Origin of the sequence: Bradyrhizobium sp. SPXBL-02 (assembly GCF_051853065.1) — a bacterium.
GTDB lineage: Bacteria > Pseudomonadota > Alphaproteobacteria > Rhizobiales > Xanthobacteraceae > Bradyrhizobium.
Map to the genome: position 1 here is coordinate 7781138 of NZ_CP182474.1, position 21532 is coordinate 7802669.

Annotated in this window: 17 protein-coding genes; 7 read left to right on the top strand and 10 right to left on the bottom strand. The window is 63.0% G+C overall.

Annotated features, from left to right (window positions below; genetic code table 11):
- Positions 1–15: 15 nt before the first annotated feature.
- Positions 16–1497, bottom strand: coding sequence for an aldehyde dehydrogenase family protein (locus tag ACNJYD_RS36170; RefSeq protein WP_172786003.1), 1482 nt, complete (start codon positions 1495–1497; stop codon positions 16–18).
- Positions 1498–1534: 37 nt separating this feature from the next.
- The gene (locus ACNJYD_RS36175) at positions 1535–2428 is read right to left on the bottom strand and encodes an NAD(P)-dependent oxidoreductase (RefSeq protein ID WP_439364800.1); all 894 of its coding nucleotides are present in this window, start codon (positions 2426–2428) and stop codon (positions 1535–1537) included.
- 637 nt (positions 2429–3065) lie between these two features.
- Between ACNJYD_RS36175 and ACNJYD_RS36180 the strand changes: the two genes are divergently transcribed.
- Complete coding sequence (locus ACNJYD_RS36180) at positions 3066–4397, top strand: MFS transporter (RefSeq protein ID WP_439364801.1); 1332 nt, start codon at positions 3066–3068, stop codon at positions 4395–4397.
- Positions 4398–4510: 113 nt separating this feature from the next.
- Here the strand turns inward: ACNJYD_RS36180 and ACNJYD_RS36185 are convergent, their stop codons facing one another.
- Positions 4511–5023 carry an Lrp/AsnC family transcriptional regulator gene (locus tag ACNJYD_RS36185; RefSeq protein ID WP_439364802.1) on the bottom strand — a complete coding sequence of 171 codons (513 nt, stop codon included), beginning with the start codon at positions 5021–5023 and terminating at the stop codon, positions 4511–4513.
- A gap of 32 nt (positions 5024–5055) precedes the next feature.
- Here ACNJYD_RS36185 and ACNJYD_RS36190 point away from each other — a divergent pair, with 32 nt between their 5' ends.
- The 6 genes from ACNJYD_RS36190 to ACNJYD_RS36215 all read left to right on the top strand — a co-directional run bounded on the left by ACNJYD_RS36190 (position 5056) and on the right by ACNJYD_RS36215 (position 12028).
- A complete protein-coding gene (locus ACNJYD_RS36190; RefSeq protein WP_439364803.1) occupies positions 5056–5421 on the top strand; it encodes a hypothetical protein in 366 nt (121 codons plus the stop codon).
- Entirely contained in the window at positions 5418–6677 is a 1260-nt protein-coding gene (locus ACNJYD_RS36195) for a 3-methyl-2-oxobutanoate dehydrogenase (2-methylpropanoyl-transferring) subunit alpha (protein WP_172786220.1), read from the top strand. The genes ACNJYD_RS36190 and ACNJYD_RS36195 overlap by 4 nt, the downstream gene beginning before the upstream one ends.
- A gap of 3 nt (positions 6678–6680) precedes the next feature.
- The gene (locus ACNJYD_RS36200; protein WP_260381153.1) at positions 6681–7694 is read left to right on the top strand and encodes an alpha-ketoacid dehydrogenase subunit beta; all 1014 of its coding nucleotides are present in this window, start codon (positions 6681–6683) and stop codon (positions 7692–7694) included.
- Position 7695: 1 nt separating this feature from the next.
- Positions 7696–8970, top strand: a complete 1275-nt coding sequence (locus ACNJYD_RS36205) for a dihydrolipoamide acetyltransferase family protein (protein WP_260381154.1) — start codon at positions 7696–7698, stop codon at positions 8968–8970.
- Between the two features lie 4 nt (positions 8971–8974).
- Positions 8975–10372, top strand: coding sequence for a dihydrolipoyl dehydrogenase (gene lpdA / locus ACNJYD_RS36210; RefSeq protein WP_212256241.1), 1398 nt, complete (start codon positions 8975–8977; stop codon positions 10370–10372).
- 216 nt (positions 10373–10588) lie between these two features.
- Positions 10589–12028, top strand: coding sequence for an FAD-binding oxidoreductase (locus ACNJYD_RS36215; RefSeq protein ID WP_439364804.1), 1440 nt, complete (start codon positions 10589–10591; stop codon positions 12026–12028).
- A gap of 165 nt (positions 12029–12193) precedes the next feature.
- On the opposite strand, the gene ACNJYD_RS36220 is transcribed toward ACNJYD_RS36215, so the two are convergent.
- The 7 genes from ACNJYD_RS36220 to ACNJYD_RS36250 all read right to left on the bottom strand — a co-directional run bounded on the left by ACNJYD_RS36220 (position 12194) and on the right by ACNJYD_RS36250 (position 21478).
- Positions 12194–13516: an NAD(P)/FAD-dependent oxidoreductase gene (locus ACNJYD_RS36220; protein ID WP_439364805.1), complete on the bottom strand. Its 1323-nt coding sequence runs from the start codon at positions 13514–13516 to the stop codon at positions 12194–12196.
- A 266-nt stretch (positions 13517–13782) separates the two neighbouring features.
- Positions 13783–15246: an aldehyde dehydrogenase family protein gene (locus tag ACNJYD_RS36225; protein ID WP_439367553.1), complete on the bottom strand. Its 1464-nt coding sequence runs from the start codon at positions 15244–15246 to the stop codon at positions 13783–13785.
- A 22-nt stretch (positions 15247–15268) separates the two neighbouring features.
- Positions 15269–16318, bottom strand: coding sequence for an alanine racemase (locus ACNJYD_RS36230; protein ID WP_439367554.1), 1050 nt, complete (start codon positions 16316–16318; stop codon positions 15269–15271).
- Between the two features lie 155 nt (positions 16319–16473).
- On the bottom strand, positions 16474–17346 hold the full coding sequence (locus tag ACNJYD_RS36235) for a GNAT family N-acetyltransferase (RefSeq protein ID WP_439364806.1): 873 nt from the start codon (positions 17344–17346) through the stop codon (positions 16474–16476).
- Positions 17347–17705: 359 nt separating this feature from the next.
- Positions 17706–18650 (bottom strand): homoserine kinase, encoded by a 945-nt coding sequence (locus ACNJYD_RS36240; protein ID WP_439364807.1) that lies wholly within the window; start codon positions 18648–18650, stop codon positions 17706–17708.
- 32 nt (positions 18651–18682) lie between these two features.
- A complete protein-coding gene (thrC, locus tag ACNJYD_RS36245) occupies positions 18683–20101 on the bottom strand; it encodes a threonine synthase (RefSeq protein WP_439364808.1) in 1419 nt (472 codons plus the stop codon).
- Positions 20102–20167: 66 nt separating this feature from the next.
- The gene (locus ACNJYD_RS36250) at positions 20168–21478 is read right to left on the bottom strand and encodes an NAD(P)/FAD-dependent oxidoreductase (protein ID WP_439364809.1); all 1311 of its coding nucleotides are present in this window, start codon (positions 21476–21478) and stop codon (positions 20168–20170) included.
- Between the last annotated feature and the right edge of the window lie 54 nt (positions 21479–21532).

Below are 21532 nucleotides of genomic sequence, written 5' to 3' on the forward strand. Positions count from 1 at the left end.
GAGAGAATGATCGGGTCAGTCCAGCTTGATCCAGACTCCCTTCGTATTGAGGTACTCGTCGAGCTGTTCGGTGCCGCCTTCACGGCCATATCCACTCATCTTGTAGCCGCCGAAAGGCAATGCAGGATCGATCGCGTGATAGGTGTTCACCCAGACCGATCCCGCCCGGAGACTGCGCGAAATGATGTGGGCCTTGCTCACGTCACGCGTGAAGACACCCGCCGCGAGCCCGTATGGTGTCGCATTGGCGCGCTCCACGGCTTCATCGAGCGTGTCGAACGGCAGTGCGGAAATGACCGGACCAAAGATTTCGTCACGGGCGATCTGCATGTCGTCGGAGACGCCGGCGAACACGGTCGGCTCGACGAAGTTGCCCTTCGCGAAACTCCCCTCTCTCAGCCTTCGGCCTCCGGTCACGACCTTCGCGCCCTGGTCGCGTCCGCTGTTCAGGAAGCCTTCGACCTTGTCGAGCTGTCTCTCGGAAACGAGGGGTCCGATCTCCGTCATGGGATCAGCTCCGTCGCCGATCTTGAGGGCCGAAGCGAACTTTCCCAGCCGTTCGACCAACTCGTCGTGGATCGCTCGCTCGACGAACAGGCGGGAGCCGGCGATGCAGATCTGGCCCGAATTGGCGAACGCTGCCATCGCGGCAATCGGGACAGCCTTGTCGAGGTCCGCGTCGGCGCAGACGATGACCGGCGACTTTCCGCCAAGCTCGAGGGATACCCGTTTGAGATTGCCGGCCGACGCTCGGATGATCGCCTGGCCAGTGGCAGTGGATCCCGTGAAGACGATCTTGTCGACACCGGGATGTTCGGCCAAAGGCGCGCCGGCCTCCGGGCCGGTCCCGGTCACGACGTTGACGACGCCGGGCGGCACACCTGCCTCGTTCATCAAATCCGCGATCAGGAGGGGCGTTAGCGGCGCCTCTTCGGAAGGCTTGAGCACGATGGTGCATCCGGTCGCGAGCGCAGGTCCGATCTTCCAAACCGACGCAGCGGTGGGCGCGTTCCACGGGATGATCGCGCCGACCACGCCGACCGGCTCCTTCCGCGTGAACGAAACTATGTCGCCGGGAAGCGAATTGTCGATCGTCTGCCCATGAATCGCCGTCGCCATGCCGGCGTAGTATCTGAGCATGCCGAGCACGCGAAGCTTGTTCGCCCGCGTCCTGACGATCGGCATACCCATGTCGGCGGTGTCGGACCGACTGATCTCCTCCCAATGCTTCTCGAACAGATCGGCAATGCGCAGGAGCAGAGCCTGTCGCTCGAACGGTTTGAAGCGGCTCCACGGTCCCACGAAGGCGCGCCGGGCGGCGCTAACGGCAATGTCGATGTCGCCAGCATCGCCACGCGGGACACGGCCGATCACCTCGCCAGTCGCGGGATTGCGCGTCTCGAGGACTTTTCCCGAGCGGGCCTCAACCCACGCGCCATCGACGAACATCTTGCGAGTTCGGCCATCTACGGGAAATCGGATATCGGTCATTGTCATTGGATCGGTCGTCCCTGTCTCAACACTCGTTCTCGGTCTAGGCTGCCGGCTTCGTTTTTCGAAGGAGCCGCGCCAGGTCGGAAATATAGGCTTGGCCATGGCCGCTCTCGACCACAGCCGCGATCGCAGTGCCGACACCGTCTGCGATCGCTTTGGATGCGCCGGAGTTGCTCGCCATCATCCGGTAGTAGGAGATATCCTTTAGCGCATTATCGATAAAGAACGGGATCGTGCCGGTATCGCCCGTCACGATTGCGGGCGCCATGCGCTGGAGCGCAACGCCAGCCCCGCCTCCTTTGGCAAGGACGTCGACGAAGACCGCCGGATCGACGCCTGCATCGGCGGCCTGCGCCGCGGCCTCGCCAAGCAGCGCCATGAAGCCGATCGATACATAATTATGGAGCAGCTTGAGCCGGTGGCCGAACCCCACCGGGCCGACATGTTCCACACCCTCGGTGAAAGAGGCAAGAACCGCGCGGACGCTGCGAAGGTCGGCTTCGTCGCCGCCAACCAGAAGGTTCAGCGTTCCTTCTTCCGCGTGCCTGGCGGTGCGCGTCATGGGCGCATCGAGAAAGCGTCCACCCGCCGCCTCGACCGCGGCGGCCATCCGCAATGTCGAGTCCGGCAGCGCCGTCGAGCAATCGACAATGATGGCGCCCTTACGGAGGCCAGACAGAACGCCCGCTTCGCCCGTCAGGATCGCTTCGACCTGAGGCGAACCCGTTACGCAGAGGATGATAACATCCGACGCGCTCGCGACCTCACCGGGCGTCTTGCAGGCCGTGGCCCTGAGGCTGAGGAGATCGTCAACGGGTTGATTGCCCGGATGGTCGAGAAAGGCCAGAGGAAAGCTGCCCCGCGCCAGGACATTCTTTGCGATTCCATGGCCCATCAGACCTACACCGACAATTCCGACTCTCAGCTTGGTCATCTCATTCATCGTTCATGCAAGCCTCTCGTGAATGGCGGCGTAGATGATCTGTTGCTCTGTCGCCTGATCGCGTCGACGATCTTCCCGCGCTTGGCGACCACGATCCGATGGACAGCGCCAGCAATTCTGGCAAGTAAGAGCGGATCACGACGCTAGCCGAGCCCGCATCCGCAGATGCTCCCCGCGGCTCATTTGGTCGGCGCAACGTTGCGGCACCGACGCGTGGCGGCGCGACCGGATTTGAAGGCCGAGCCATGCTCTTGCGCTGGATAGGCCGCTTGCAATCATCGTTTCCTCGCCTGCGACAGGCTTCTTTCTTGATGGCGCAAGATGAGCGGCGTCGTCCGGTTCCATGCAAGGCGCTTTTTCTGAACTCCCGTTTGGTTTTTCTGATCTGCCGGCCTTTCCCCCGGTGGTCGGAAAAACCCACGGGTTTACTTCCGTCATGCCGAGGCACGTCGACGGCCCAACGAGGGCCGCAGTGTCACCCGGACATCGGCCCGTGAGAAAAACTGACACCCCGTTCAGAATTACTGCGCTACGCCAGCATTGCCTCAGCACTCTGCCGAGAATTAGATCCGCAAACATCAATCATAACGAAGCCAAGTCGACTTGGCGGACAGACGGGGGAACCGCGATGAGTCAGACCACCACCTATGCCGGTGCCGCCGGCGCTGCCAAGTCGGCGATCGAGACTTCGACCATTCGCGCCATCTCCTGGCGCCTGATTCCCTTCCTGGTGCTGGCCTACTTCTTCTCCTACCTCGATCGCGTCAATCTCGGCTTTGCCGCCCTGACCATGAATGCGGACCTGAAATTTTCCCCGTTGGTGTTCGCCTGGGGCGCCGGCATCTTCTTCATCGGCTATTTCATCTTCGAGGTGCCGAGCAATCTGGCGCTGGAGAAATTCGGCGCCAGCCGCTGGATCGCCCGGATCATGGTGACCTGGGGCATCATCTCGGCGCTGATGGCGATGGTCAGCGGCGAGACCAGCTTCTACATTCTGCGCTTTCTGCTCGGTGTCGCCGAGGCCGGTTTCTTCCCCGGCATCATCCTCTATCTCACCTATTGGTACCCGGCCGAGTACCGCGGCCGCTTCATCGCGGCCTTTGCGATCGCGGTCCCCGTATCCACCGTGATCGGCGCACCGATCTCGGGCTTGCTGCTGGGGCTCGACGGCCTCATGGGGTTGAAGGGCTGGCAATGGCTGTTCATCATCGAGGGCATCCCGTCGGTGCTGCTCGGCATCGCCACCTGGTTCTATCTCACCGACAAGCCGGAGAAGGCGGATTGGCTCTCGGCCGAGCAGAAGACCTGGCTCAAGGCCAAGCTTGATGCGGAGGCTGCGGCCAAGAAGGCGGCCAAACATCTGTCTCTTGGCGAAGCGCTGACCTCGCCGAAGGTGATCACGCTGAGCCTGATCTATTTCGGCTTCGTCGGCGCGCTCTACGGCATGCAGTTCTGGCTGCCGCAGATCGTCAAGGCGTTCGGCCTCACCAACGCCCAGACCGGATTCGTCACCGCGATCCCGTATCTGTTCGGCACCATCGCCATGATCCTGTGGGCGCGGCATTCGGATGCGAGCCGCGAGCGCGTCATGCATGTCGGCGCGCCGCTGCTGCTCACGGCGATTGCGCTCGCGGTGTCCTCCTATCTCACCGATCCCACGCTAACGATGGTGGCGCTGACGGTGGCGGCGATCGGCGTGTTCTGCTGCTTCGGCGTGTTCTGGACCCTGCCGACCGCCTGGCTCTCCGGCACGGCGGCCGCCGGCGCCATCGCGCTGATCAACTCGATCGGCAACCTCGCAGGCTTTGGCGGTCCTTATCTGATCGGCTGGGTCAAGGAAGCGACGGGGCAAACCTCGACCGGCCTGCTCGTGCTTGCGGTCCTGCCGCTGATCGCCGGGGTCCTGGTGTTCATCGGCGGCCACGACAGCAAGCACGAGTTCGGCGAGCCGGGACGGTAGCCTTTCCAGCACGCCCGGTAAATCCTAGCCCCATTCCCAACTTTGGGGATGGGGAGACTCGACGACTGCCGTCAGGAGCGATGAGGGCTCGACTGGAGTGCCCCGATCCTTTGCTAGACCTGGACCGAGGTTAGCTTTTTCAGGCAGCGCAACGCAAATGACGACCGGCTGTGCCGGATGCCAGGGATGCGATAGAGCTTTTCGCGCAGGAAGCGTTCATAGCCGGCGGTGCTTTCGACCGCGACCTTCACAATGTAATCGTAATCGCCGGTGGTGAGATAGGCCTCGATCACCTCCGGCAAATTCGTCAGCAATTGGCCAAAGCGTTCGAGCATCTCCTCGTCGTGACGATCGAGCGTCAGCTCTATGATGACCGTTTCGGGCAGGCCAAGCTTGTCCTGATTGAGCAGCGCGACGTAGCCATCGATATAGCCCTGCGTCTCGAGACGCTTCAGCCTGTTCCAGCATGGCGTGGTGGAGAGCCCAATCCCGTCGGCGAGTTGCGCCGTCGTCAGGCGTGCATCCTGCTGCAAGGCGCGCAGAATCTTGCGATCGATCTCGTCTAGCCGAAGCGCATCCTTGCGCGGGGCTTTGACCGGCCTCGAGGCACGTCCGATCGGCACCATACCAAGAACTCCATTCTGGCCTTACGGCTGATATGTGGAAAATCCTTATCGCCTATTCAGGCTATACCCAGATCAAAAGAACAACAATCCTGGTCTTTGCCAGTACGATGTACTTACAAAACGAGACGTATGCGGTGTTTTTTCTCGAACTCCAGACCAGCGATATGCACGCCGCACTCGGCCGCCTGCTCGACCAGACCCGTGTCGCGGGGCTGCGGCTTGCCGCCGTCAGCGCGCGCGTGGATTCGAACGCCTGCCGCATCTCGGCTTCCATAGATATCGATGACCGCGACGTCGTCGACCGGCTCGTTCGCCGCGTTGGTGCGTTATTCTGCATCGATGCAATCGAGGTGAGAGGTGAAAGCCAATGCCCGACCCCGACCTCATCCATGACATGATCCCGCAAGGCGAGGCGGCTCAATCCGCCGAGCATCCGCCACTGAGGCTGCACGTGCCGGAACCAGCGGTGCGCCCGGGCGGCACGCCAGATTTCTCGAACATCCGCATTCCGCGCGCAGGCCAGGTCAATCGTCCCGCAGTCGACGTGGACGCCGAGACGATTCGTGATCTCGCCTTCTCCGTCATTCGCGTGCTCAATCGCGATGGCGAGGCCGTGGGTCCCTGGGCAGGCACCCTCTCGGACAGCGAACTGCTCGAGGGCTTGCGTCACATGATGACGTTGCGTGCATTTGACGCGCGGATGCAGACAGCACAGCGTCAGGGCAAGACGTCGTTCTATATGCAGCATATGGGCGAAGAGGCCGTGAGTTGCGCCTTCCGCAAGGCGCTTCTTCCGGGCGACATGAATTTTCCGACCTATCGCCAGGCGGGGCTTTTGATCGCCGGCGGCTACTCGCTGGTCGAGATGGCCTGTCAGATCTACTCCAACACGCACGATCCCCTGAAGGGGCGCCAGCTACCGGTGATGTATTCCTCCAGGGAGCACGGCTTCTTCTCGATCTCCGGCAATCTCGCCACCCAATACATCCAGGCGGTCGGCTGGGCGATGGCGTCTGCGATCAAGAACGACACCAAGATCGCAGTTGCGTGGATCGGCGATGGGGCAACTGCCGAATCCGACTTCCATGCCGCACTGGTGTTCGCCTCGACCTATCGCGCGCCGGTCGTGCTCAACATCGTCAACAATCAATGGGCCATCTCGACCTTCCAGGGCATCGCACGCGGCGGCTCCGGCACGTTTGCAGCGCGCGGTCTCGGCTTCGGCATTCCGGCACTACGTGTCGACGGCAACGACTACCTTGCAGTCCATGCGGTCGCGAAATGGGCCTGCGAACGCGCACGCCGCAACCTCGGCCCTACCCTGATCGAGCACGTAACCTATCGCGTCGGTGCGCATTCTACTTCGGACGACCCAGCGGGCTATCGGCCGAAGACAGAATCCGAAGCGTGGCCGCTCGGAGATCCCGTGATCAGGCTGAAGAACCATTTGATCGTCCGCGGCGCCTGGTCGGAGGAGCGGCACAAGCAGGCTGAGGCGGAGATCCTGGACACAGTCGTTTCGGCCCAAAAGGAAGCCGAGAGCTACGGCACGCTTCATTCCGAGCAACGTCCTTCGGCGCGCGACATGTTCGAGGGCGTATTCGCAGATATGCCGCCACATCTGCGCCGTCAGCGCCAGGAAGCCGGAGTCTGAATCATGACACGGCGGACCATGATCGAGGCGATTCGCGACGCGATGGATGTGATGATGTCGCGCGACAACGATGTCGTCGTGTTCGGCGAGGATGTCGGCTATTTCGGCGGTGTGTTTCGCGCCAGCCAGGGTCTACAGGCGAAATACGGAACGAGCCGTTGCTTCGATACCCCGATCAGCGAACTCGGCATCGTCGGCATCGCGGTCGGCATGGCAGCTTATGGCCTGAAACCCTGCGTCGAAATCCAGTTCGCCGATTACATGTATCCGGCTTACGACCAGATCGTCTCCGAGGCCGCGCGGCTACGCTATCGGTCGAATGGCCAGTTCACCTGCCCGCTCGTCGTGCGCATGCCGACCGGCGGCGGCATCTTTGGCGGGCAGACGCACAGCCAGAGCCCGGAAGCTCTGTTCACCCATGTCTGCGGCATCAAGACCGTCGTGCCATCGAACCCGCGCGACGCCAAGGGTCTGCTGATCTCCGCCATCGAGGACCCCGATCCCGTGATCTTTCTCGAACCGAAGCGGCTCTATAACGGTCCATTCGACGGTCATCATGACCGGCCGGTGACGCCGTGGTCGAAGCATGATCTCGGCGAAGTCGACGACGGACATTTTGCAATTCCGCTCGGTAGCGCCGCGATCCGCCGGCACGGCGAGGCCGTCACCATCCTCGCCTACGGCACGATGGTTCATGTCGCCGAGACCGCCGCGACCGAAGCCGGTATTGATGCCGAGATTATCGATCTTCGCTCGCTGCTGCCGCTCGATCTCGACACCATCGAAGCCTCGGTCAAGAAGACCGGACGCTGCGTGATCGTGCATGAGGCAACGCTGACCTCCGGATTCGGTGCTGAGCTCTGCGCACTGGTCCAGACGCGATGCTTCTATCATCTGGAAGCCCCCATCGCGCGGGTCGCCGGCTGGGACACGCCCTACCCACACGCACAGGAATGGGACTACTTTCCGGGCCCGGCGCGAGTCAGTCGTGCGCTGATCGAAACGCTGGAGGCTTGAAATGGCCGAGCGCGTGGTCAAGCTGCCCGACGTCGGCGAAGGCATTGCGGAAGCCGAGCTCGTGGAATGGCACGTGAAGGTCGGCGACGTCGTGCGCGAGGACGCCGTGCTCGGCGCAGTCATGACCGACAAGGCGACGGTGGAAATTCCCTCGCCCGCCGAGGGACGGGTCATCTGGCTCGCCGGCAGTGTGGGCGACGTTCTCGCCATCGGCTCGGACTTCGTTCGGCTGGAGGTCGACGGCAAGAGCGCGCCCGCGACGGAAGCGGTGAAGCTCGCATCGTCCGCGGCAAGCGCTTCGGCCAAAAAGTCTGATCATGCCGCAAGCGCCCCGCGCGTGCCGGCGAGCGATCCGCCCAATGCGCGGAGGACGCAGCCATCAGCGGCGCTACTCCGCCACGCAAGCGATCGGCCTTTGGCCGCCCCGGCGGTTCGGCTCCGCGCGCGGGAAGCAGGCGTCGACTTGCGTCAGATTCGCGGAACGGGCCCGGCGGGGCGGGTCACCCACGATGATCTTGACGCCCATTTCGCGCGCGGCGGTATCGGAACGACAGCGACGCCGTATCCCGCGCAAACCGCGGTGACCGACATCAAGATCGTCGGCTTACGCCGCAAGATCGCCGAGAAGATGTCGATTGCGAACTCGCGCATTCCGCACATCACCTATATCGAAGAGGTCGATGTCACCGCGCTCGAGGATTTGCGCGCGAAGCTCAACAGCCAGAAGCAGCCGGGCAGGCCCAAACTGACATTGTTGCCGTTCCTGATGCGCGCCATGGTGCGCGCGATCACCGGGCTGCCGCATCTCAATGCCCATTTCGACGACGAGGCCGGGATCGTTCACCAGCACGCGGGCGTTCATATCGGGATTGCCACGCAAACGCCGACCGGCTTGGTGGTCCCCGTCGTCCGGCATGCGGAAGCGCGCGACCTCTGGAATTGCGCCGCCGAGGTCGCGCGGATCGCGGAAGCGGCGCGGAACGGCAGCGCCACCCGCGACGAACTCACCGGCTCGACCATCACGATCACGTCGCTCGGCGCACTGGGCGGGCTCGCGACGACGCCCATCATCAATCATCCGGAGGTCGCAATCGTCGGTGTCAACCGCATCGCCATCCGTCCGCATTGGGATGGCGCCGTCTTCGTTCCGCGTCAGATGATGAATCTGTCGTCCAGCTTTGATCACCGGGTGATCGATGGGTTCGATGCAGCCCAGTTCGTGCAGCGGATCAAGACACAGCTGGAGACACCGGCCATGATCTTCATTGACGCATAAGACAATGACCGAAATCACCTGCAAGCTCCTTGTCATCGGCGCGGGCCCCGGCGGCTACACCTGCGCGATCCGCGCCGGCCAGCTCGGCATCGATACGATCATCGTCGAGGCCGAAAAGCCGGGTGGAACCTGTCTCAATGTCGGCTGCATTCCTTCCAAGGCCTTGATCCATGCGGCCGGTGAGTATGAAATCATCGCGCGGGCCGCCGATGGCAAGAATGCCTTCGGCATTTCCGCTGCGCCGCCATCACTCAACTTCGCGAGGACCATCGCCTGGAAGGATGATATCGTCAGGCGCCTGAACGGCGGCGTGGCTGGTCTACTGAAAAGAGCCGGCGCCAGATACGTGGCTGGTCGCGCCTCCTTTCGCGACGGCAAGACCGTCGAGGTCGAAACGCCATCCGGCCGGCAGGTGATCCGTGCCGAAACGGTGGTGATCGCGACGGGCTCCGAGCCGGTTGCGCTGCCGTTCCTTCCCTTCGGAGGCCGCGTGATCTCCTCGACCGAGGCTTTGGCGCTCACCGAAATCCCGAAGAAGCTTGTCGTGGTCGGCGGCGGTTACATTGGCCTCGAGCTCGGCACTGCGCTCGCGAAAATGGGCGCAGCCGTCACGGTCGTCGAGGCTGCGCCGCACATTCTCCCGCAATATGATGTCGACCTAAGTGAGCCCATCGCAAGGCGCCTGACCGCGCTCGGAGTCACGGTTCTGACTGGCGCAAAGGTGCAAGCACTCGGCACGGAAAGCGCGGCGCTGGCGATCGAGACCGCCAGCGGGGAGCAGACGTCACTCGAAGCCGACAAGATCCTTGTTACGGTCGGCCGCAGACCCGCGACAAGCGGCTTCGGGCTCGAGATTCTCGATCTCGACATGGATGGACCTTTTATCAGAATCGACGACCGATGCCGTACCTCGATGCACGGCGTCTCCGCGATCGGAGACGTCACGGGAGAGCCGATGCTGGCGCATCGCGCCATGGCGCAAGGCGAAATGGTGGCTGAGATCGTTGCCGGTCGCCGTCGCGCCTGGGACCGCATTTCGATCCCGGCGATCTGCTTCACTGACCCCGAGATTGTCACGGTCGGCCTGTCACCCAACGAGGCGAGCAGCAGGGGTTTCGAGGTCAAGACGGACCTCTTCCCGTTCAAGGCCAACGGCCGCGCACTGACGCTGGATCGGGAAGACGGCTTCATCCGAACCGTCGCGCGAGCCGACAATCATCTCCTGTTGGGAATCCAGGGCGTTGGCGCAGGCATCGCCGAGCTCTCGGCAGCCTTCGGTCTTGCGCTGGAGATGGGCGCGCGCCTCGAGGATGTCGCCATGACCATCCATGCGCATCCGACCCAAGGCGAAGCCTTTCACGAGGCCGCGCTGAAGTCGCTGGGACATGCGATTCATATTTAGGCGTATAGGAACTCCCATGCCCCGCGCCGCGGCGGCGCCTCCCGTCGGAGGAATTGTGGAGTCCGGAACGGCATAGGCGATGAAGGCGTTCGACACCCGCTGCAAGCTGCCGGCATCGGTGGTAATTCGGCATTGTTTTCTTCGGAATGCCCTCTCAACGGCAGCCAATGCGGCACAAACCCGCAAAGATCACCCGATGCCAATCGGGAGCTGAGCATGTCCCAGTCAGTACACGTTCGGGCCTTTCGCGACCTTGTAGGCGACCGAGGTGTCGTTGACGACCCAGAGGGGATCGCTACCTACACAACGGATCAACGCCAGCTCTTCACGGGGTCGACGTTTGCCGTGCTGAAGCCGGCTACGACACAGCAAGTCGCTGACGTGGTACGGCTGGCGGCGCACCACGGGATCGGAATCGTTCCGCAAGGCGGCAACACCAGCTATTGCGGCGGCGCTACGCCGGACGCATCCGGACGCCAGATTATCGTGAGCCTCGAGCGGATGGACAGGATCCGCGAAATCGATCCCGTGTCCATGAGCATCTCTGTCGATGGCGGCGCCATCCTGAAGAACGTACAGGACGCCGCGGCGGCTGCCGGCCTTCTGTTGCCGCTCAGCCTCGGCGCGGAAGGCAGTTGCCGGATCGGGGGCAACATCGGCACGAACGCCGGCGGGCTGTCAGTCGTCAGGTACGGGATGATGCGCGATCTGCTGCTCGGGATCGAGGCGGTCCTGGCGGACGGCACGGTCGTCTCCGACATGCGCAAGCTGCGGAAGAACAACACCGGCTACGACGTCAAGCAGTGCTTCGTCGGAAGCGAGGGGACTCTCGGCATCGTCACCGGCGCAGTGTTGCGTCTCGCGCCCTTGCCGACCCGCCGCGCCACTGCCTGGCTGAAGCTCGCGAACGGGGCACCGCTCGCCGAGCTTCTCGCCTTGGTCCGCCGCGAATCCGCAGACCTGCTGACCACGTTCGAATTCATGGCGGCCAAATCCATCGCGCTCGCGACCGAAGCAATGACCGACCCGCCCTCCCTTCGAACAAGCCCAGCAGGCGCCGTCCTCGTCGAGATCGCCTCTTCCTCACGGCATATCGATCTGGACGAACTGATGGAAGCCGTTCTGGCCGAGGCGATCGAGTCCGGCTGGATCGATGACGCATTGCTGGCGCAGAGCGGATCACAGCGGACCGCGATGTGGCGGCTCCGCGAGACCATCCCCGAGGGCGAGAAGCGCCGGAACGGATCGGTCAAGCACGACATCTCGGTGCCGCTTTCCTGCATTCAGCGCTTTCTGGACCTTGCCGGCTCGCAGGTGCGATCGTATGACGCCGACCTTGAACTGTCCGTCTACGGTCATGTGGGCGACGGCAATCTGCATTACAACGTGCTCGTTCCTCGCGATGTCGACCGGCTGGAATTCACCAAGCGGATCGAAGGCAGCCTCTCGCTGCAACTCTACGACACGGCCGCGGCGCTCGGCGGCACGTTCAGCGCGGAGCACGGCGTCGGTCGTTTCAAGAAGCACCTTCTGGAGCGGTACGGCGATGTCGGGCGTATCGCGGCGATGCGCCGGATCAAGACTGCCTTTGATCCGGCGGACATCATGAACGCCGGCGCGGTCGTTCGTCCGTTGGGAGAGAAGTCTGTCCGTTGAACCATGGGCCGCGAGCTGGCGATGCTTTCCAAACGGTGGGCTTCGATGCACCTCGATCAGCCAAATCGTCTTGTGTCTATAAAGAAAGAGCCACTCCGAAGGAGTGGCTCGAGTTGGGGAGGAAACGCTCCTTAGGGACTGCAGGGCCTGACTTCCGGCTCGATCTCAGATCGCGGAGATATCCAGCTTCGAGCCGTCGGTCAGACGCGACAGCCGGAACGGTGCGGGATCGACGCAAGGCGTGTCGTTGACGACGAGCTGTGCGGCCAGATAGCCGAGCCCTGGGCCCAGACCGAAGCCGTGACCCGAGCAGCCCGCTGCGAGGACGAGGCCCTTCACCCCGTCCACCTGCGACACAACAGGCACTGCATCGGGCGTGCAATCGACGAAGCCGCCCCAGGCGCTATCGATCTTGATTTCCCCGAGTTGGGGGAAGGTTTTCCGGACACTCTCCACCACTTGGCTCACCAGCCATTTCAAGGGCGGTGGATCCAGCACGCGATTCTGCTCGAAGATCCGATCGTCGTCGGTCAGCAGCGCCGACATCGAATCCGGTCCCGAAACGAACGATCGGCCAACGCCGAGCCTGACGTTCTTCAGCCGACGCAAGAACTGCGGCATGAATTCCCGGCTGTATCGGATCGCCTGGGGCGTGATTTCGAGGTTCGCCTTGCCGCTGATCGCAAGCGTATAGCTGCCGTCCAGTCGGCGCGTGATCGTGCAGTAGGGAGTGGAGACCGCCTCGCCTATGTTGATTGTCGGGGTAGAACGCAGCGCGGTCTGACGGATGCTCGCCTGGGGGAAGCTGATCCCGAGCGGCCGAAGCAAGCGCGACGACCAGGCGCCGGCGGCGCACAGCACCGCGCTGGTTCTGATATAGCCCTTCTCCGTCTGCACGCCCGCGATCTTGCCGTTGGCCAGGTCGAGCCCCCGCGCAGCGCATTCCTGGTGGATTGTGGCGCCCAGAGTTCTGGCCCCCTCGGCGATAGCCGGCGCGGCGAGCGCAGGTTCGGCCTTGCCGTCCCGCTCCGAATAGGTCCCGCCGACCCAGCTGTCGCGCGCTTCGGGGACGCGCTCGGCCACCTCCGCCCGGCTCAGCACGCGGGTGTCGACGTCGTACTCCCTGGCGACCTCGCGCCACCTTTCCCAGCCGGCGAGCACAGCCTCGTCGTGAGTCGCATAGACGAGACCGCAGCGCCGAAATCCGAGGTCCCGATTGATATCGCGCGTGAGCTCGTCCCATAGCCGCATGGAGATCACCGAGAGCGGCAGTTCGCGCCGGTCGCGGTTCTGCTGGCGGCACCAACCCCAGTTTCGGCTCGATTGCTCACAGGCCACGTGGCCCTTCTCGAGCAGCGCCACAGAGAGGCCGCGCTTCGCCAGGTAATAGGCGGCCGTAGAGCCGAGGATGCCGCCGCCGACGATGACGACATCGGCTTCGGCTGGGAGACGCTCATCGCTGTGAATGCGCTCGACGTGGGGCGACATGTTTCAACGAACCTCGGGTGCCGGGAATACGAAAGCGAAGTCCCGATCAGCCCATCATCGCATCGTGCGCGAAATAGAATGTGCTGAAATCATCTCGGACCTCGCAAGATGTTCGGGTTTTTGGCCGCTTGAATGATACGAGCTGCTCAGGCCCGACCAGTCCCAGTTCGGCGGAAGGTGGCGGGACCTGCCCGTCCGCTGGATCGCGCTTGTGGCCCTCGGAAATTCCCCGATCTGCATCGATTGCTCCAGTAGATCGCTGGCCTTCATCGGTAAAATCCGAGGACGGCCTTGGTCTCCAAATACTCCTCCATGCCCTCACGGCCGTATTCGCGTCCGTTGCCGGAGCGCTTGTAGCCGCCAAAAGGTGCGTTGGGGTCCCAGTCGGGATGGTTGAGATGCACTTGACCCGACTGAATCCGCCTGGCGACGGCCCGCACCGTCTCCATATCGGTGCCCTGCACATGGGCGCCGAGTCCGTAGACGGTGTCATTGGCGATCGCGATCGCTTCGTCCACGGTATCGTAGGGAATGATCGACAGCACCGGGCCGAAGATCTCCTCCTGCGCGATCCTCATGTCGCGACGGACGTTCGAGAAGATGGTCGGCCGCGCATAGAAGCCAATTTGAAGGTCGTCGGGCCGACCTCGCCCGCCGATGACGAGCTTGGCGCCTTCATCCAGGCCGACACCGATCATGGTCTGCACGCGCTCGAACTGCGGCCGGTTGGCGATCGGGCCATGGGTCGTGCTTTCCGCAAGGGGATCGCCGACCACCAGCTCTGAAGCGGCCGCTGCCGCCAAGGTCTCGACCTCTTCCATACGTGCGCGAGACACAAGCATGCGCGTCGGAGCGCTGCAGGATTGGCCGAGATTACGGAAGGCGGCGCCGACGCCGAGCGGAATAGCACGGCTGAGATCGGCGTCCGGCAGAATAATGTTCGGCGACTTGCCGCCGAGCTCCTGGGCGACACGCTTGACAGTGGGCGCCGCGGCCTGCGCGACGAGAACGCCAGCCCGGGTCGAGCCGGTGATCGAGATCATGTCTACATGCGGATGCGACGCCAGACGAGCGCCGACGATCGGACCCGTTCCATTGACGAGGTTGAAGACGCCGGGCGGACAGCCGGCATCGTCCATCACCTCAGCGAATAGCAAGGCGCTCAGCGGCGATAATTCGCTCGGCTTCAACACCACCGTGCAACCGGCTGCGAGCGCGGGACCGACCTTGGCTGTGATCTGGTAGAGAGGCCAGTTCCAGGGGGTGATGAGACCGCAGACACCGATCGCCTCGCGCATGATCGCCGTGCTGCCGCGCGCGGCGATGAACTGATAATTCGCGAGATTGTCGCGAGCGACACGAATATGTTCGGCAGCCAGCGGCACCTGGGCTCGACGCGCATAGGTGATGGCAGCTCCCATCTCGCACGTGAGCGCCTGAGCGAACAACTCCAGCCGCTGGAGCAGCAAACCGTGAATCCGGTCGAGCAGCACCGCTCGGTCAGCAGGCGGTGTCATGGACCAGCCTGCGAAGGCTCGTCTGGCAGCTGCTATGGCGCAGTCCACATCATCGTCATCGCCGAGCGCAATCTCGGCGATCGACCGCTCCGTTGCCGGATTGACGACGGTTGCTGCTGCCACGACTGATCCGACCGGCTTCCGCCATCCTCCGTCGATGTAGAATTTTCCGAGGAAGCCGGCTTCCGTCAGGTGTCGAAGGGGCGAGGTCATTGGAAGCGATCCTTTCGACAACCTACCAGCCGCGCATCCGTGGCCATCGCGCCGCGATCGCGTCGCTGCCGGCGGAGATGACGTTGTACAGTTCGTGTTGCGACGCCGTCGCACAGGCATGATTGGGCAGGATGCGGACCTTCGCGCCGATCGGAAGATTGGGCAAAGCCTGCGCCGACCCGGGCCTGATGGCGAGGATCCCGTGCTCCTGGCTCGCTTGCGAAACGATCAGGTCAGGAAAGACTTTGCCGGCCACGTCGCAGACCAGACCGTAGCCCTGGTCGACTCGCTGCGCCGCGGTGCCGCGATCGCGCGACAGCGCCATCCACCCGGCATCGACCAAAATCCAGCGCTTCTCGGGCTTCTTGCCGATCACGGTAGCAAGCACCGAGATCGCGATGTCGTCGGTCGTGCAGACACCGACACCGTGCATTACCAGATCAAAGAACATGTAGACGCCGGCTCGCATTTCCGTGACGCCGGTCAGGTCTTCGGCAAAATGGGCGGTCGGCGTCGAGCCGACGCTGACGACAGGGCACTCATGTCTCGCCGCGCGCAACCTCTCCGCCGCAGCGACGGCCACGGCCCTCTCGTTTTCCGCAGCCGCGACAAGGGCCGCGGGCGTGCTGAGGCCGTAGGATTCGCCGGCATGGGTGAGAATGCCTACGAGGTCGACGCCGGCCTTGGCCACGGCGGCCGCGACAGCGATGAGCTTGGGATCCTCAGCGGTCAGCCCGCCACGGTGACCGTCGCAGTCGATTTCGATGAAAGCAGACGGCGCTACGCCGGCGGCACGAGCGGCCGCGCCGAGGATGATCGCCTGCTCCGGCGAATCGAGCAGCACCTTAAGGTCGATGCCTGCTTTTCGCAGACGCATCGCTCTTTCAGCTGTGTGGGGCGCCAGACCCACGGCATAGGTGATGTCCCGGAATCCATGCTGCGCGAAGTACTCCGCCTCCGCCAAGGTTGAGACAGTGATTGGTCCCGCCCCCGATGGATAGACGCGTTGGGCGACGTCAATGGATTTCGCCGTCTTCATATGGGGACGCAGCACGACGCCTTGCCGGGCCATACGAGAGGACAGGCGCGCCAGATTGCGGTCCAGCCGGTCCTTGTCGAGCAGGAGCGCCGGTGTTGCCAGCGCACCAATCGTTGCGGCCGTCTCGCCCGGCCCGGCGTTCGGGACATCCGTCCTGTCTATCTCCACGTGTAGCATCCCGATATCCCTTAGCCGAATGACTGGTTGGCGAGCCCGAACATGCGGGCCGGTCCAGTCCATGCAGCCGGCGTCCCCAGCACCATGGTGGTGGCATCACTAACCTGCTGCAGGCCGATGCTTTCGAGCCATTCCCCGAGCTGCGAGGAGGCCGGAGTATCGATCCGGACGAAGACAGGCCCGAGCCGCGCGATCGCGAACTCGATCAGCGCGCGTGCATCGGTCGGGCTCTCGGCCACCACGGGACCGATGACATACCCTCGGCCGAAGAGCCGAGAGATGGCGTAGCCGCAAAGTATGCCGTCACGCAGCAGGACATAACCGTCACCGCTATCGAACAGCCGATTCAGCAACTGCCGCCGCTCCAACCCGCTAGCAGTGCGGTCGAGCCGCGCGATCGCTTCGAACTCCGATGCGGCCATCGGTCTGAGGAGGCCCGATCGCGGCGTCTCGTGGCTTTGGCGTGGAATTCCCTGATGCTGATGGATGATCCCGGTCGGCAGAAAACCGCGGCGGCGATAAAGCGTGATGCCTTCGGCCGTCGAATTCAACGCGATGGTCCGTGGGCGCGCGGACGCCAGCAACGCATCCATCAGCCGCGCCCCATAGCCGCGGCCCTGAGCGGCCTTCGCGACGATGATCATGCCGGCGGACGCGTGAGTCTCGCCGTATGGCCACCACGCCGCGGTTCCGATCACCGTCCCCTCGCGCTGCAGAACAAACCCATGACCCAGCTGCAGCGCAACGTCCCAATCCTCAATGCGGTAGGGCCAGGACATCTCCTGCGAGAGCTTCAGGGCGCCTTCCAGATGCGCTCTGGAGAAAGGAAGCAGGGCCACGTCTTCGTTGTCGCGCTGCCCGGCTGGATAAAATGCGGCTGTCATGATCGGTCGACGTCCCTTGCTCGGGTTGCAGGCCTAATCGCCAGCGCCAGACAGCGCGAGGCCATCTCATGATCCCCGGGCAGTTCGCAGCGTAACTTGGGTCCGACAGCATTACGCAGCGGACTGCCGCAAAGTTCGGCATAGAATTTCATTGATGATGCGGCAGCAGGATCAATCTGCTGTCCCGCTCGGAAGACTGCGAAACGACACGGATCCGGCCCGCTTGCGCGCCAGTGATCATCCGCTCATGCTTATAGAGGCCCTCCGCCTGGACCCGCGAAAGAAGCTCGCGAGTTCGGCCTTCTAGGGTTGGCGCCATCGTACCCCCACCCTTGCTGCCGCAAATTGGACGATCATGATCACGCGAACTCTCCCCGGAGCATGAGCAAGATGCGCTCGAAGTCGCCGGGATCATGTGGTTTAAGGAGCGCAGCCTGCCGAGGCAGGTGCACATCCCAGAGACGCGACAGCCAAAACCGGAATGCCGCAGCGCGCTGCATCGCAGGAAGCAGCTTGTGTTCGGAGGAAGTCAGCGGCCGAACGCTCTCATAAGCATCCAGGAAAGCGGCGGCTCGCTCGACATTGGCGCGGCGGGTGAGGCCATCGACGCACCAGTCGTTGAGACACACTGCTATATCGAACAGAAACGTGTCGCACCCGGCGAAATAGAAATCGATGACGCCGGACAGGCGCCCCCTCTCGAACAACACGTTGTCGCGAAACAGATCGGCGTGGATCGGCCCCGTGGGGAGTTGCCTGTAGCTGGAGGATAAAGCGAGCTCGTTCTGAAAGACCAATTCAGTCGAGAGCAGCGAGCGCAGTCCGGCAGGGAGGCGGCCGCCGAGCACCGGCGCAACCTCATTCCACCATTGAAGGCCCCGCGGATTGGCCTGTTGTCGTTGGTACTCGCGCCCGGCCACGTGCAAACGCGCCAGGAACTCGCCGACCGAACGGCAATGGGCCGCCGTGGGCTCTGTTTCGCTTGCACCAGGAAGCCTGTTGACGACCACCGCGGGCCGCTCTTTCAGCATGTGAAGGATCACGCCCCGTGCGTCAGCAACCGGATCCGGGACGGGCATGCCTCGTACCGCGAGATGCTTCATAAAGTACAGGTAGAACGGCAGATGCTCGGATGTGAGGCGCTCGAACAAGGTGAGCACATAGGCCTCGTCATCCGTGTCGACGAAGTAGTTCGTGTTCTCAATTCCGCCGGTGATCCCACGAAGGGAACGAGGCGCGGCGAGTCCCAGCGCTCGGAAGAACGACGTCACCTCGTGGAATGACAATTCCGTAAACACGGCCATGGTTGAAGCAGTCCTCGATCCCAAGCGGCCGCTCAGCTGGTCGCAATTTCGGCGATGTAGTTCTTGACTGCCTGTGCGTCCGGCGGAAGGACTTTGACGCGCCTCGGCAGTTCTTCCAGGCCCTTGAACCGGTCCGGAAGATCCGGCTCGCGGCCCAACGCTTCCTTGATCGTCGCAGCGAATTTGATTGGCAGTGCAGTTTCGAGCACGATCATTGCCTCCCGGGGTGAGGTGTGTGCGCGCGCGACTGTGACACCATCCGCCGTGTGTGGGTCGATCACGGTGTGGTAGCGCTCCCAGGTGTCTCGGATCGTCGCCAACCGGTCGGCATGGCTGCTCTTGCCGCTTCGAAAGCCGAAACTGGCGGCCGCCTCCGCGAAACGGGGATCTCCACTCAGATCGAACCCGCCCCGCTCCCCGAGCTGACCATCAAACAGCGCCTTCGTCCGAGCGGCGTCGCGACCGACCAAGTCAAAGACGAAACGCTCAAGATTCGATGCCTTGGAAATGTCCATCGAGGGGCTCGATGTTGCGAGCGTATCAGCCCGGCTCCGAACGCGATACACGCCGGTGCGGAGAAATTCGTCGAGCACGTCGTTCTCGTTGGTCGCAACGACGAGGCGGCAGATCGGAAGCCCCATCATGCGCGCAACATGGCCGGCGCAGATGTTTCCGAAATTGCCTGAAGGCACGGTAAAGCTTAGGTCTGCCGGTTCCCGTTCGGACGCCTGCAGGTAGCCGGAAAAGTAGTAGACGACCTGAGCAAGCAGTCTCGCCCAGTTGATCGAATTGACCGCACCGAGCTTGTATCGCCGTTTGAACTCGAGATCGCCGGACACGCGCTTGACGATGTCCTGGCAATCGTCGAAGACGCCATCGATCGCGATGTTATGGATGTTGTGGTCCTGGAGGCTGAACATCTGAGCTTGCTGAAAGGCGCTCATCCGCCCGCGGGGCGACAGCATGAACACCCGCACCCCTTTCTTGCCGCGCATCGCGTATTCTGCGGCGCTGCCGGTGTCGCCACTGGTCGCACCCAGAATGTTCAATTCCTGATGCCGTCGCGCCAATTCGTACTCGAGCAGATTGCCGAGCAGCTGCATGGCCATGTCCTTGAACGCCAGCGTCGGACCGTTCGACAATTCCTGGAGATAAAGCCCCCTCTCCAGCTTCCGCAGCGGCGCGATGTCAGGCTTTCCGAAGATCGCCGGCGTGTAGGTCTTTTCGCAAATTGCCTTCAGGTCGGCCGGGGGAATATCGCTGACATAAAGTGATAGAACTTCCCACGCCAGACTTCGGTACGGCAAGCTACGCCACGCATCGAGCGTCGCGCGATCTACGCGCGGGTAGCTCTCAGGTACGTACAGCCCGCCATCCTGAGCGAGACCCTCAAGCAGTATCTCGCAGAACTGCTTGCGGCCTGAATGGCCACGCGTCGAAATGTAGTGCATCGATCTTCTTTCGAGAGGCGTGATCGCCCGGAATTGAGAGGTCGGGTGGTAAGCTGCGGACGTTCATCAGCGGCTGGCGCGCCACAACGCGATCCGGTCCCGCATGCGATAGCTCTGGATGAAGGCCGGCATGAACCACGGATCCCCACGATACAACGGGATGAAGGCCGGAGGGCGGAAGTCGAAAGCCGTGCGTGCCCGCTCCTCATGCCTCATGAGCTTGTGGGCTGCATGCATACCGATCCATGGGGCCCAAACCACGCCCGAGCCGCAGAAGCCGGTGGCATAGACGATGCCGTCCTTCTCGAAGATGCGAGGGATCATGTCGCGGTTCATCGCCACGTTGCCGAACCAGCTGTGCGAGAGGCGAACGCTCTCCAGTTCCGGAAACAGATTGACCAGGCCCTTGCGCAGAAGCAGCTTCGGAGCGATTGGATCGCCGACGCGGGAGCTGTCGCGGCCACCGAGCAGAATGCGTTTGCCGTCCGGCGAAGGCCGGTAATAGAAGCCGACCTCCCGATTTTCGATGATCATCATCCGTTTCGGCATCAGCCGCGCCATGACGTCGGGCGCGAGCTCCTCGGTTGCAATGATCCGGCTGCGGACCGGGACCAATCTGCGGCGCAGGAAGGGCACGGCACCATCGGTGTAGCCGTTGGTACAAACCAGCACCTGACGCGCCGTCACCGTGCCCGCCGCGGTGACGACGCGGAATTCGGCACCATCTCTTTCGATCGAAATCACCGGCGTCCGCGCGTGGACCGCCAATCCCGAAGCCAGCGCGACACGCAGCAGCTCGGCGTGGAATTTGGCCGGGTGCAGTCCGCCGATGTCCATCCGAACCGTGCCGCCGCGATAGACATCCGTGCCGATGTACTTGCGCTGCTCGGCATAGGGAACCGCATAAGCCTCGATCTTCAGCTTGTTCGCCAGCCTCTCAGCAGTGCGCGCCATGGCTTCGTATTGCTCATAGCCGAAGGCGCCCTTGAATTGCCCCACCGGCTGGAAGTCGCAGGCGAGGCCTTCCGTCTTGATGAAATCGTACAGGAACTCGCGTGCGGCCTTGCCTTCCGCCTCGATCGCCAGCGCCTTCTCTTCACCGAACCGTCGCGTGAGCGCCGCGTAATCCGGACGAATGGATCCGCTGGTGATTCCGCCGTTGCGCGTCGAGGCTCCTTCGCCCGGATCCATTGCATCAAAGGCTGCAACCGAGCGCCCCTCGCGCGCGAGCACCAAACCAGCCGACAGCCCGGCGTAGCCCGCGCCCACAATCAGCACGTCGAGCTTCGTGGGCAAGGGTTGCGGAGGCAGCGGCGTCAGCGGGGCGGCTTCCCACCAGTATGGCGTCGCCTTCTCGTCTACTCTGGGCGCATGCATGGCGTTTGCTTTTCTAAAGTCTTGTCGTGTTCAGCCGAGCCTTGGCTCGAGCTG